Here is a 13718-nt window from a genome sequence, read left to right on the forward strand (position 1 = left end):
AAGGCACCGCTGGGCGATTGCCGGGCACAATAAACATCATCAGCTGTGGTTTAATTGCGCCCCTCGTTTCTCCCCCGTCTTCTGCCTGCATCAAGGAAATCCCGTTCATGAGTCAGCCCCGCGCAACCAAAGTCCTGGTCATTGGTTACGTCTGGCCCGAGCCGCGCTCATCCGCAGCCAGCGGACACGTGATGCAAATCCTTGAAACGTTTTTACAGCAAGGCTGGGACATTACGTTCAGCAGCCCGGCAGGTGCGGGCGAACACAAGGCCGACCTGGCGGAGTTGGGTATTCGTGAAGTTCCGATTGAGCTGAACAATAGCAGTTTCGATGCCTTCATCAGCGATCTGGCGCCGGATATCGTGCTGTTCGATCAGTTCATGATGGAAGAACAGTTCGGCTGGCGTGTCGAGAAACATTGCCCCGGCGCCTTGCGCGTACTGGAGACCTCTGACCTGCAGAGCTTGCGACATGCCCGCCACCAGCGGCTCAAGGATCGCCTGAAGGTCAGCGACGACGCCAATGACTTCAGCGAGTTGTTCGCCCCGGCGTTGCGTGAAGAGTTCGAACTCATGGCCGATACCGATCTGGCCAAGCGTGAAATTGCCGCGCTGTACCGTTGCGACCTGAACCTGATGATCTCGGAAGTGGAAATCGAGCTGCTGGTCGAGCAGTTCAAACTGCCACGCCAACTGCTGCACTGGTGCCCGCTGATGATCGACCCGCTCACTCAGCCGTTCACCCCCTTCGAGGACCGTGCGCACTTCCTCAGCATCGGCAATTTCCGCCATGCCCCGAACTGGGACGCTGTGTTATGGATGAAGACGATGGTCTGGCCGTTGATCCGCGAACAGCTCCCGAAGGCACAATTGCATCTCTATGGCGCCTATACGCCGCCCAAGGCAACTGCGCTGCACAACGCTGCACAAGGTTTTCACATCATGAACTGGGCGGAAGATGCGTTGCAGGTGATGTCCGATGCTCGCATCTGTCTGGCGCCATTGCGCTTTGGCGCCGGAATCAAGGGCAAACTGGTTGACGCAATGCTGTGCGGTACACCGAGTGTCACCACTCCGATCGGCGCTGAAGCCATGCACAGCGATCATCCATGGCCGGGCGCCATTGCCCGTACAGCGCAAGAGTTCGCCGATCGCGCGGTCCAGCTTTATAAGGATGAAGCCTTGTGGCGCGAGGCCCAGTCGAAGGGCCTGGCATTACTGGCTGACCGTTATCAGCGAGCGGAACATGGACCCGCACTGATCGAGCAACTGCAGTACTGCCGACAACACTTGTCGCAACTTAGAAGTCATAACTTCACGGGTAGCATGTTGCGTCATCACGCTCACAAAAGTACGCAGTACATGGCGCAATGGATCGAAGCCAAAAACAACAAGTAACCAACAACTTGCATCAATCAATATATTGGCAATTCAACCCCCAAGCCTTATACCCCTCCTGCAAGCGCCACTTTAATCAAGCCGACAATAAGTGGCGCTACTTATCCACTGATGCAGGACATCGTCATGATCGACACTTCAAACCACTTCAACACCTGGATGGCCGCCACGCCATCCATTGATGCATTTACCATCTGTGAATTGACTCTACCCGGTACGCATAACGCTGGCAGCGACTGGAGCGCCTCCTATCCGCTGCTCGGCCCACCCCGTCATTGGCTGTGTTGTCAGCACGACTCTTTCTACGCTCAGCTGAACCGCGGCTCCAGAGTCCTCGACATTCGCCTGGTCTATGAATCCGGGGCAGAGGGACTTGGAAAGTTTCGTGTTCACCATAATAACCACCGAAACTCTCGAACCTTGGGAGATTTGATAACCGACGTAAACAATTTCCTGAAGGAGAATCCCGACGAATTCATTATTCTGGACTTCCACAGCCTTGACGGCGATGACTTCGATTACGTCTATTTCAATAACATGATGCTCCACCTGCTGGGTCACCGTCTTATTCCCAGCAACAACCTGTCACTTAGCCTTGGTCAACTCAAACACATCAGCCCTGAACAACGAGTGTTTGCCGCAGCCCGATATCACAGGGAACTTGATGGAAAGGTCTTTCTCGGTCAAATCAGACATAAATGGACAGGCAGTGGCATTACCGGATCCGATGAGTTGAAACAGTTCATCGGGGAGGTCCTGAAAACACCTCCAGGCTCCTGGGCGCCCTGGTCGTTATCGGCCACCAGTTACAGCAAGCTGGGCGGCCCCAGGGATATTCATGATGAACTGAACGCATGGTTTGATCCGAACCACAGTGACTGGGCGATGAAGTGCAACATTATCAACGTCGACTTCCTGGAAGAGAGCCGGATTGTTTCCTACTGTCGAGCGGTGAACCTGGAGAAAGCCCGTATACGAGCCCTTCAGACAACACGACACGCCGAGGTGGCGTAGCGGGCGAAGAAACAGGCATGATCGGCTGGCAATAACAAGAAAAGCGCCCTGCCATGACCCGAGCCACCCGAGTTACCGACCCCTCATACGAATTGATGGATGACCACAACGGGTTGTCCATCATCTATCGCCAGCACGGATTCCCCTGCCCGCTGGTACGCTGGCATTTCCACAAGGAATACGAGCTGCACCTGATTGTCGCAAGCTCCGGCAAGGTGTTCATTGGCGACTACATCGGCAACTTTTATCCCGAAACCCTGTTCCTGACCGGCCCCAACCTGCCCCACAACTGGATCAGCCAGGTGGCCGAAGACGAAGTGGTGCCCAAGCGCGACATGCTGGTGAACTTCACCGATGAGTTGTTCGAAAGTGGCCACCAGGTGTTCGCCGAGCTCAAAAGCCTGACGCCCCTGCTGGAGCGCGCGCAGTACGGCATCGAGTTTCGCTGTAAACACACGATCCGCCAGGCCATGGACCTGATGCAGCGGATTGCCGACGCCAAAGGCGTTACCCGCCTCGGGTACTTTTTCATTCTGCTGGAGTTGCTGGCGGCCACCGACGATTACCAGTTGCTGTCCGGCGCCACCACGCCGCAATTGGCCGACGAACACAACATCGACCGCACCAACCGGGCGGTGGATTACATCTTTGCCCACTACGCTCGCGAACTGCCACTGGAGGAAGTCGCCGAACACCTGGGCATGAAACCGACCTACTTCTCCCGAGTCTTCAAGCAGGCGACCGGGCGCTGTTTCATTGAGTTCGTCAATCGCTTGCGCATCAGCAAATCCTGCGAGTTGCTGGCCGATGGCGATAAACCGGTGACCGATGTGTGTTTCGAGTCAGGTTTCAACAATATTTCCAACTTCAACCGGCGTTTTCAGCAACTCAAAGGCATGACGCCCTCCCATTACCGTCGATTGGCGGTGCAGCGTTTGACCGAACAAAATCTCGGTTAAAGCTGCGACCCTGGTTTTGCAGTGCAAAAAAGTATCAGCGCAAGTGCTACCAACGATTTGTCATCGCGTGTGTTGAAGGCTGTAATCAGCCTCAGATTCTTCCTACCTCCGGAAGACACAAAAACAATAACTGTCCTTCTGCTGCCCCCAGGGCTCAGAAGAGGAGTGCGCGATGAAACCCACTGTAAAAGCTCTGCTTGCCTGCACCTGCATGACCCTCAGCAGCGTCAGCCTTGGCGCACAAACCCTGACCATTGCCACCGTCAACAACAGCGACATGATCCGCATGCAAAAGCTCTCGAAAACCTTCGAGGCCGAGCACCCGGAGATCAAGCTCAATTGGGTGGTGCTGGAAGAAAACGTCCTGCGCCAACGCCTGACCACCGACATCGCCACCCAGGGCGGCCAGTTCGATGTGTTGACCATCGGCATGTACGAAGCTGCACTGTGGGGCGCCAAGGGCTGGCTGGAACCGATGAAGGATCTGCCCGCCAGTTACGCGCTCGACGACGTATTCCCTTCCGTGCGTGAAGGCCTGTCGGTCAAGGGCACGCTCTATGCCCTGCCGTTCTATGCCGAAAGCTCCATGACCTATTACCGCACCGACCTGTTCAAGGACGCCGGCCTGGCCATGCCCGAGCATCCGACCTGGGAGCAGATCGGCGAATTCGCCGGCAAACTCAACAAACCCGACCAGGAACAATACGGTATCTGCCTGCGCGGCAAGGCTGGTTGGGGCGAGAACATGGCGCTGATCACCACCATCGCCAATGCCTACGGCGCACGCTGGTTCGATGAAAAGTGGCAGCCGGAATTCAGCGGTCCCGAGTGGAAGAACGCGCTGAGCTTCTACGCCAACACCATGAAAAAATCCGGCCCGCCGGGTGCTTCCAGTAACGGTTTCAACGAAAACCTCGCGCTGTTCAACAGTGGCAAATGCGCGATCTGGGTCGACGCTAGCGTCGCTGGTTCGTTCGTCACCGACAAGACCCAAAGCAAAGTCAGCGACCACGTCGGCTTCACCTACGCGCCCCATCAAGTGACCGACAAAGGCTCGGCCTGGCTGTATTCCTGGGCGCTGGCGATCCCCACCAGTTCCAAAGCCAAGGACGCAGCAAAAACCTTCAGCGCCTGGGCCACCTCGAAAGAGTACGGCGCATTGGTGGCCGAGAAAGACGGCATCGCGAACGTGCCACCGGGCACTCGCGCCTCGACCTACAGCGCGGCCTACATGAATGCCGCGCCATTCGCCAAGGTCACGCTGGAATCGCTGAAGGTTGCCGATCCGGGCAAACCGACCCTTAAACCAGTGCCCTACATCGGTATCCAGTTGGTGACCATTCCTGAGTTCCAGGCGGTGGGCACCCAGGTCGGCAAGCTGTTCTCCGCCGCGCTGATCGGCCAGACCAGCGTCGACCAGGCCCTGGCGGCGGCCCAGCAAACCACCGAACGTGAAATGAAGCGCGCGGGTTATCCCAAGTAACCACGCCCCCCTGTGGGAGCGAGCTTGCTCGCGATGAGGCCATGACATTCAACATCGATGTCGGCTGATCAATCGCCATCGCGAGCAAGCTCGCTCCCACATTTGATCTTCATTTGCCTGTTCTCAATCGGTTCTGATCGCCATGAATACCTCGACTCTCAAAGCACAAATGGATATCCCGGTGCCACTGCGGAAAAGCCGGCTGGCCAACCCCGGCTGGTTTCTGGTCAGCCCTTCAGTGGCACTGTTGCTGCTGTGGATGATCGTGCCGCTGGGCATGACCCTGTACTTTTCGCTGATCCGCTACAACCTGCTCTACCCCGGCGACAACGCGTTCGTGGGGCTGGAGAACTTCAGCTACTTCCTGACCGACTCGGGCTTCCTGCCGGGCGCCACCAATACCTTGTTGCTGGTCGGCAGCGTGCTGCTGATCAGCGTGGTGTTCGGTGTGTTGATCAGTGCCCTGCTGGAGGCCAGTGAGTTCCTCGGCCGCGGGATCGTGCGGGTGATGTTGATCTCGCCGTTCTTCATTATGCCCACCGTCGGCGCACTGATCTGGAAGAACCTGATTTTCCATCCGGTCTCGGGGATTCTCGCGGCCGTGTGGAAGCTCTTCGGCGCACAACCGGTGGACTGGCTTGCGCACTACCCGCTGCTGTCGATCATCATCATTGTCTCGTGGCAATGGCTGCCCTTCGCGATCCTGATCCTGATGACCGCCATGCAGTCGCTCGACCAGGAACAGAAAGAAGCGGCACGCCTGGATGGCGCCGGCCCCATCGCGATCTTCTGGCACCTGACCCTACCGCACCTGGCGCGACCGATTGCGGTGGTGGTGATGATCGAAACCATCTTCCTGCTCTCGGTGTTCGCCGAAATCTTCACCACCACCAACGGCGGCCCCGGCTACGCCTCGACCAACCTCGCCTACCTGATCTACAACCAGGCGCTGGTGCAGTTCGACGTCGGCATGGCCTCGGCCGGTGGCTTGATCGCGGTGGTGATTGCCAACATCGCGGCGATCATCCTGGTGCGGATGCTCGGCAAAAACCTGACTGACAAAGCCTGAGGCCTGCCATGACTCTTCAACAATCCCGCCGCTTGCAAAGCCTGTTGCTCGGCACCCTGGCCTGGGCCATCGCGATCCTGATTTTCTTCCCGATCTTCTGGATGGTGCTGACCAGTTTCAAAACCGAGATCGACGCGTTCGCCACGCCACCGCAGTTTATCTTCACACCGACGCTGGAAAACTACCTGCACATCGAGGAGCGCAGCGGCTACTTCAGTTTTGCCTGGAACTCGGTGGTGATTTCGTTCAGCGCCACCGCCCTGTGCCTGCTGATCGCGGTGCCGGCGGCGTACTCCATGGCGTTCTACGAAACCCAGCGTACCAAGGGCACGCTGCTGTGGATGCTCTCGACCAAGATGCTGCCGCCGGTGGGCGTGCTGATGCCGATCTATCTGCTGGCCAAGAGTTTCGGCCTGCTCGATACGCGGATCGCGCTGATCAGCATCTACACGCTGATCAACCTGCCGATTGTGGTCTGGATGATTTACACCTACTTCAAGGACATTCCCAAAGACATCCTCGAAGCCGCCCGCCTGGATGGCGCCACCCTGTGGCAGGAAATGCTCCGGGTGCTGCTGCCGATCGCCAAGGGCGGACTGGCATCGACCGTGTTGCTGTCGCTGATCCTGTGCTGGAACGAGGCCTTCTGGTCGCTGAACCTCACCTCCTCCAAAGCCGCGCCGCTGACCGCGTTGATCGCCTCGTACTCAAGTCCCGAAGGACTGTTCTGGGCCAAGTTGTCGGCGGTTTCGACGCTGGCCTGCGCACCGATCCTGATTTTTGGCTGGATCAGCCAGAAACAACTGGTCCGCGGCCTGTCCTTCGGCGCCGTGAAATAACGCCCCTTTCGAATCATTAAAAGCGGAGGCCCGTCATGGCCCACCTGAAAATCAAGAATCTGCAAAAAGGTTTCGAAGGCTTTTCCATCATCAAAGGCATCGACCTTGAAGTGAACGACCGCGAGTTCGTGGTCTTCGTCGGCCCGTCCGGTTGCGGTAAATCGACTCTGCTGCGACTGATCGCCGGGCTGGAAGAAGTCACTGCCGGCACCATCGAACTGGATGGGCGCGACATCACCGAAGTCAGCCCGGCCAAGCGCGACCTGGCGATGGTGTTCCAGACCTACGCCTTGTATCCGCACATGAGCGTGCGCAAGAACATGTCCTTCGCCCTCGACCTGGCCGGGGTGAACAAGGCCGAGGTGGAGAAAAAGGTCAGCGAAGCGGCACGTATTCTCGAACTCGGGCCGATGCTCGAACGCAAACCGAAACAGCTCTCCGGTGGCCAGCGTCAGCGCGTGGCGATCGGCCGGGCGATTGTGCGCAACCCGAAAATCTTCCTGTTCGATGAACCACTCTCCAACCTCGACGCCGCCCTGCGGGTACAGATGCGCCTGGAACTGGCGCGGCTGCACAAAGAACTGCAGGCAACGATGATTTACGTGACCCACGACCAGGTCGAAGCCATGACCCTGGCTGACAAAGTCGTGGTGCTCAACGGCGGCCGGATCGAACAGGTCGGCTCGCCGCTGGAGCTCTATCACCAGCCGGCCAACCTGTTTGTCGCAGGCTTTCTCGGCACCCCGAAAATGGGCTTTCTCAAGGGTAAGGTCACCCGTGTCGAACGCCAGAACTGTGAAGTGCTACTGGACGCCGGCACTCGCATCACATTGCCGCTGAGCGGTGCCAACCTGAGCATTGGCGGCGCGGTGACACTGGGTATTCGTCCGGAACATCTGGAACTGGCGCAACCCGGCGACTGCACCTTGCAAGTCACTGCCGACGTCAGCGAACGCCTGGGCAGCGACACCTTCTGCCACGTCCTGACCGCCTCCGGTGAAGCGCTGACCATGCGCATTCGCGGGGATCTGGCGAGCCGTTATGGCGAACAGCTGAGCCTGCACCTGGATGCCGAACACTGCCACTTATTCGATGCCAACGGGGTGGCGGTGGCCAGACCGCTGCGCGCCGCTGCCTGATTGCCGAGATCCGACATGAAACTGAACAAACCCAACCTCACCCGTCTGGCAGCTGAAGTGGCTCTACCCGCCTACGCCCTGAGTGCGGCTCGCCACGGTATCGCACACATCGGCGTCGGCGGTTTCCATCGCGCCCATCAGGCCTATTACACCGATGCCTTGATGAACACCGGAGAAGGCCTGGACTGGAGCATCTGCGGCGTCGGCCTGCGTGCCGAAGATCGCCGCGCCCGGGATGACCTGGCCAGCCAGGACTACCTGTTCACGCTGTTCGAGCTGGGCGATAGCGGCGACACCGAAGTACGAGTCATCGGCGCCATCAGCGACATGCTGCTGGCCGAAGACGACACCCAGGCGCTGATCGACAAACTCGCCAACCCGGACATTCGCATCGTCTCGCTGACTATCACCGAGGGCGGCTATTGCATCGACGACAGCACGGGCGAGTTCATGGCCCAGTTGCCACAGATCCAGCATGACCTGGCGCATCCGAACACACCGAAAACCGTGTTCGGCTTCCTCTGCGCGGCCCTGGCCAAACGCCGCGCCGCCGGCATTCCAGCGTTCACCCTGATGTCCTGCGATAACCTGCCACACAACGGCGCGGTCACCCGCAAGGCACTGCTGGCCTTCGCCGCCCTGCGTGATGCCGATCTGCGGGACTGGATCGCTGCACACGTCAGCTTCCCTAACGCCATGGTCGATCGCATTACCCCGATGACCAGCTCGGCTCACCGTTTGCACCTGCACGACGAGCACGGCATCGACGATCTATGGCCGGTGGTCTGCGAACCCTTCGTGCAATGGGTGCTGGAAGACAACTTCGTCAACGGTCGCCCGGCCTGGGAAAAAGTCGGCGTGCAGTTCACCAACGACGTCACGCCTTACGAAGAGATGAAAATCAAACTGCTCAACGGCAGCCACCTGGCCCTGACCTACCTGGGCTTTCTCAAGGGCTATCGCTTCGTCCACGAAACCATGAACGATCCGCTGTTCGTGCGTTACATGCGCGCCTACATGGACCTGGACGTAACGCCGCAATTGGCGCCGGTGCCGGGCATTGACCTGACGCAGTACAAGAACACCCTGGTCGAACGCTTCTCCAATCAGGCGATTGCCGATCAACTGGCGCGGGTTTGTTCTGACGGCTCGTCGAAGTTTCCCAAGTTCACCGTACCGACCATCAACCGCTTGATTGCCGATGGCCGCGAGACCCGGCGTGCGGCGTTGGTGGTGGCAGCGTGGGCGATCTATTTGAAGGGCGTGGATGAGAATGGCGATACCTACCCGATTCCCGACCCGCGTGCCGAGCTCTGTCAGGCGCTGGTGGCCGATGATGCGTTGATCACTCAGCGGTTGCTGGAGGTTGAGGAGATCTTTGGCACGGCGATCCCCCAATCCGCGGAATTTGTTGCGGCGTTCGAGTGGTGCTGTAACAGCTTGCGTGAAGATGGCGTGACGCGGACGCTGGAGCGGGTGTTGGCGTAAGCACGATAGTGAACCTGCTACCGTCTTCGCGGGCAAGCCCGCTCCCACATTAATCGTTGTCGAGCACAAAATCTGTGTTCACTGAAGATCTACTGTGGGAGCGAGCTTGCTCGCGAATGGGTTCACCGAGATCTACCTGACACACCAAGGATCTTCCATGGCAAACCAGCAATTATTCCTCGGCATCGACTGCGGTACCCAGGGCACCAAAGCGCTGATCCTCGATTCGCGCAGCGGTAAAGTTCTCGGTCAAGGCGCCGCCGCCCACAGCCTGATCAGCAGCGCCAATGGCCGTCGTGAACAAGACCCGGCCCAATGGCTGGAGGCCTTGACCATCGCCACTCGCCAGGCCTTGCTTGCCGCCAACATCAGCGGCCAGGAGATTCTCGGCATTGGCGTCTCAGGTCAGCAACATGGGCTGGTCCTGCTCAATGAACAAGGCCAGGTCCTGCGCCCGGCCAAGCTCTGGTGCGACACTGAAACCACCGCAGAAAACGGTCGGTTGCTGGCGCATCTGGGCGGTGAAAGCGGTTCGTTGGAACGTCTCGGCGTGGCCATCGCACCGGGCTATACCGTGTCCAAACTGTTGTGGACCCAAGAGCAGCACCCGCAGATTTTCGCCCGCATCGCTCACATTCTGTTGCCTCACGATTACCTCAACTATTGGCTGACCGGGCGCTGCTGCAGCGAGTTCGGCGACGCTTCGGGTACCGGCTACTTCAATGTGCGAAGTCGCCAATGGGACGCAGAGCTACTGGCCGACATCGACCCCAGTGGCCGTTTGCAAGCGGCACTGCCCGAACTGCTGGAGGCGCATCAAGCGGTCGGCACGATATTGCCAAACATCGCCGAACGCTTGGGTATCAACCCAAAGGCGCTGGTCGCTAGCGGTGGCGGCGACAACATGATGGGCGCCCTCGGCACCGGCAATATCCAGCCGGGTGCAATCACCATGAGCCTGGGTTCTTCGGGCACCGTGTATGCCTACGCCGAACAGCCCAACGTCAGCCCGGACGCGTCAGTCGCAACGTTCTGCTCCTCCAGTGGCGGCTGGCTACCGTTGATTTGCACGATGAACCTGACCAACGCGACCAGCGCAGTGCGTGAGTTGTTCGAACTGGACCTCTCACAGTTCAATGCCCGGGTCGAACAGGCCCCGATTGGCGCCGAAGGCGTGAGCATGCTGCCGTTCCTCAATGGCGAGCGCGTCCCTGCCCTGCCCCATGCCAGCGGCAGCCTGCTGGGGCTGAACATGAGCAACCTGACCCAGGCCAACCTCTGCCGCGCGGTGGTTGAAGGCACCACCTTCGGTTTGCGTTATGGTCTGGACCTGCTGCGTCACAACGGATTGCAGAGCCGCAGCATTCGTCTCACCGGTGGCGGCTCGAAAAGCCCGGTGTGGCGGCAGATCGTCGCGGACATCATGAATACCCCGGTGGTGTGCACCGAACACAGCGAGGCCGCAGCACTCGGTGCGGCGATTCAAGCGGCGTGGTGCGAATCCGGGACCGGCACCCAGCAAAGTCTGTTGGCGTTGTGCGAGCGCTGTGTCAGCCTCGACCCCAGCAGCGAAACCCAACCCGTCGCGGCGAATGTAGCGGCCTACCAACAGGCCTATGAGCGCTATCGACAACAGGTCGCAACCCTTTAAAGAGTGAACAACTATGTATCTGGTGTGTGGTGAAGCACTGTTCGATTTCTTCAGCGAAAACGCGGCCAGCGGTCAGGCCTCGACCGTGAATTACAAGGCAATTGCCGGCGGATCACCGTTCAACGTGGCGGTCGGCTTGCGCCGATTGGGGGTGGACTCGGCGCTGTTCGCCGGGCTGTCCACCGACTACCTCGGCCGTCGCTTGCAGCAAGTGCTGGCGGACGAAGGAGTACGTGCGGATTATTTGCTGGACTTCGACGCGCCAACCACCCTGGCGATGGTCGCAGTCGGGGCCAACGGCTCACCGCATTACAGCTTTCGCGGTGAAGGCTGCGCTGATCGCCAGCTCACGCTTGGCCATCTGCCGGAGTTGAACGACGAGGTGCGCGGTCTGCACATCGGCTCGTTTTCGCTGGTGGTGCAACCGATTGCCGATACGCTGCTGGCACTGGTGCGCCGGGAAAGCGGCAAACGCCTGATCAGCCTCGACCCGAATGTGCGGCTCAATCCCGAGCCGAACATCGAGTTATGGCGCTCACGGATTGCCGAGTTGGTAAAGCATGCCGACCTGATCAAGGTCAGCGACGAAGACTTGAGCCTGCTGTATCCGGGCCGAGAGCCACAGAGTGTGATCGACGGCTGGCTGGAGCATCGCTGCCAATTGGTGTTCCTGACCCGTGGCGGCCAGGGCGCGACGGTGTTCAGCCGCCGCCACGGCAGCTGGTCCGCGCCAGCAAGCAAGGTGGTCATTGCCGACACCGTCGGTGCCGGCGACACCTTCCAGGCTGCGCTGATTACCTGGCTGACCGAGCAACAGCTCGATTCGGTCGACGGCTTGCAGCGCTTGAGCCGCGAACAGATCGACGCGATGCTCAGGTTTGCCATCAGCGCTGCGGCCCTGACCTGCAGCAAGACCGGGCCGGATTTGCCGTATCGGCATCAGTTGTGAGGGCCTCATCGCGAGCAAGCTCGCTCCCACAGGGGATCTGAGTGTATGCAGAATTTGCATCACATGAAGATCCAATGTGGGAGCGAGCTTGCTCGCGATGGCATTCTGTCAGGCTCTACAGAATCGAAAAGTTGTAACTCACAATCAACCGGGTCTCATCCACATCCCGGGCGAACTTCTCGTAGTTGGTCCGGTACGTCGCGTTGCGCAACCGCAGGCTCAGATCCTTGAACGTCCCGCTCTGCACCACGTACTTGAGCTCGCTGTCGCGTTCCCATTCCCGGCCTTCCTGCTCGCTGCCCGGTACCTTGATGTGATCGCCATTCACATAGCGGGTCAGGAAGCTCAAGCCATTCAGGCCGATGGCCTTGAAGTCGTAGTCGTAGCGCAGCTGCCAGGAGCGTTCCTGGGCCGCAGCGAAGTCGTTGACCTGCACATAGTTGACCAAATACGGGTTGCTGCCATCCAGATACGGCATCGAGTTGTCTCCGATCATTCGCTGCCAGCCGGCACTCAGCGTGTGACCGTCGATGGCGTAGCCGAGCATGCCACTCAAGGCGCGGTTCTCGATGGAGCCAGCGCGAGCTGCGCCGATGTCGGCACTATCGAATACGCGCAAGTCAGCCTTCAACAGGCCCGAGCCTAATGGCTGATTGGCCAGCAAACCGACAAAGTGCTGACGGTAGATATCTTCCAGTTCGGCGTAATGGTACTGAGCGGTCAGGCGCTCGTTGATCTTGTAATCGATACCATACATATCGAAGTGATCAGCCGTGACGTTGCAGGCGTAACGCTTGTTCTTGCAGTGCACGCGGATGTCCTGGGCGTCGGTGGAGTCCCGGGCGGTGTACTTGTCGAGGCGCGCGGCCGTGAAGGTCAGGTCCTTGAATTCTTTCGATGTGAGCATCGCACCGTTGAACATCGTCGGCAGCAGACGACCATCGTTGTACTTCAGCAATGGCAAGTCAGGCAGTAACGCGCCGTACTTCAGGACACTTTGCGAAACCCGGACTTTGGCCGTCAGACCCAGCTTGGCGTATTGGTCTTTCGAGCCACGCGGATTCTCGCCGGTGGACGGCAACAGACCGCTGTTGCTGCTGTCGGGGCTGGAGTCGAGCTTGAGCCCGAGCATGCCCAACGCATCGACACCGAACCCTACGGTGCCGTCGGTGTAGCCCGATTGCAGATTGAGAATGAACCCCTGGGCCGACTCGTCACGCTTCGACGCACCTTGCTGGTTCGAGGTATGCCCGTCACGGAAATCGCGGTTGAAATACACCGTGCGTGATTCGATTTTGGCGCTGCTGTCTTCGATAAAACCGCTGGCCTGGGATTGCGCGGTAAAACCTGCGCACAGCAGTAAAGCGCCGAAGCCCAGAACCGGGCACGGTGTGATGAGGGGAAACGGGGGACGCATGAAAAAAAGCTCCAACAGTGCATCTTTGCGACAGGACAATCAGCCAACACAAATAGCGTTCATCCAGCGAAAGGGTTCGCCGCAATGAAGTGAAAAGTTACGGGGGTGATTGCCAATGGTGGCAGATGGCTGCTAGCTGACACAGGCGACTTTAGTCTGAAAATGACTGCCAATTGCTGCCCACCGATAAGTTACCCATAGCGCTTAACGACCTCGCACTGTTTACCGAACGCCCGAATTCATTGGCCTGAACCCTGTAAATAGGGGTTTTCCCCATACCTGCCACAGCCCGCCTCTAGTCCATTTGCGCCTT

The 13718-nt window shown here is 59.0% G+C and carries 11 protein-coding genes; 10 read left to right on the forward strand and 1 reads right to left on the reverse strand.

Annotated features, from left to right (window positions below):
* Positions 1–107 precede the first annotated feature (107 nt).
* The 10 genes from AC1DIG_RS01580 to AC1DIG_RS01625 all read left to right on the forward strand — a co-directional run bounded on the left by AC1DIG_RS01580 (position 108) and on the right by AC1DIG_RS01625 (position 11988).
* Positions 108–1397 (forward strand): glycosyltransferase, encoded by a 1290-nt coding sequence (locus tag AC1DIG_RS01580; protein ID WP_477765839.1) that lies wholly within the window; start codon positions 108–110, stop codon positions 1395–1397.
* Positions 1398–1523: 126 nt separating this feature from the next.
* Complete coding sequence (locus tag AC1DIG_RS01585; RefSeq protein WP_477765840.1) at positions 1524–2411, forward strand: phosphatidylinositol-specific phospholipase C domain-containing protein; 888 nt, start codon at positions 1524–1526, stop codon at positions 2409–2411.
* A gap of 53 nt (positions 2412–2464) precedes the next feature.
* The gene (locus tag AC1DIG_RS01590; RefSeq protein ID WP_477765841.1) at positions 2465–3370 is read left to right on the forward strand and encodes a helix-turn-helix domain-containing protein; all 906 of its coding nucleotides are present in this window, start codon (positions 2465–2467) and stop codon (positions 3368–3370) included.
* Positions 3371–3542: 172 nt separating this feature from the next.
* Positions 3543–4853, forward strand: a complete 1311-nt coding sequence (locus AC1DIG_RS01595) for an ABC transporter substrate-binding protein (RefSeq protein WP_477765842.1) — start codon at positions 3543–3545, stop codon at positions 4851–4853.
* 142 nt (positions 4854–4995) lie between these two features.
* Positions 4996–5922, forward strand: a complete 927-nt coding sequence (locus AC1DIG_RS01600) for a carbohydrate ABC transporter permease (protein WP_477765843.1) — start codon at positions 4996–4998, stop codon at positions 5920–5922.
* Positions 5923–5930: 8 nt separating this feature from the next.
* Positions 5931–6761, forward strand: a complete 831-nt coding sequence (locus tag AC1DIG_RS01605) for a carbohydrate ABC transporter permease (protein WP_477765844.1) — start codon at positions 5931–5933, stop codon at positions 6759–6761.
* A 35-nt stretch (positions 6762–6796) separates the two neighbouring features.
* Positions 6797–7900, forward strand: a complete 1104-nt coding sequence (locus AC1DIG_RS01610; protein ID WP_477765845.1) for an ABC transporter ATP-binding protein — start codon at positions 6797–6799, stop codon at positions 7898–7900.
* 15 nt (positions 7901–7915) lie between these two features.
* Entirely contained in the window at positions 7916–9388 is a 1473-nt protein-coding gene (locus tag AC1DIG_RS01615) for a mannitol dehydrogenase family protein (protein WP_477765846.1), read from the forward strand.
* A 157-nt stretch (positions 9389–9545) separates the two neighbouring features.
* A complete protein-coding gene (gene xylB / locus AC1DIG_RS01620) occupies positions 9546–11039 on the forward strand; it encodes a xylulokinase (RefSeq protein ID WP_477765847.1) in 1494 nt (497 codons plus the stop codon).
* Between the two features lie 13 nt (positions 11040–11052).
* A complete protein-coding gene (locus tag AC1DIG_RS01625) occupies positions 11053–11988 on the forward strand; it encodes a carbohydrate kinase family protein (RefSeq protein WP_477765848.1) in 936 nt (311 codons plus the stop codon).
* A 115-nt stretch (positions 11989–12103) separates the two neighbouring features.
* Here the strand turns inward: AC1DIG_RS01625 and AC1DIG_RS01630 are convergent, their stop codons facing one another.
* The gene (locus tag AC1DIG_RS01630; protein ID WP_477765849.1) at positions 12104–13405 is read right to left on the reverse strand and encodes an OprD family porin; all 1302 of its coding nucleotides are present in this window, start codon (positions 13403–13405) and stop codon (positions 12104–12106) included.
* Between the last annotated feature and the right edge of the window lie 313 nt (positions 13406–13718).

Source organism: Pseudomonas sp. 05N431, from assembly GCF_056397005.1.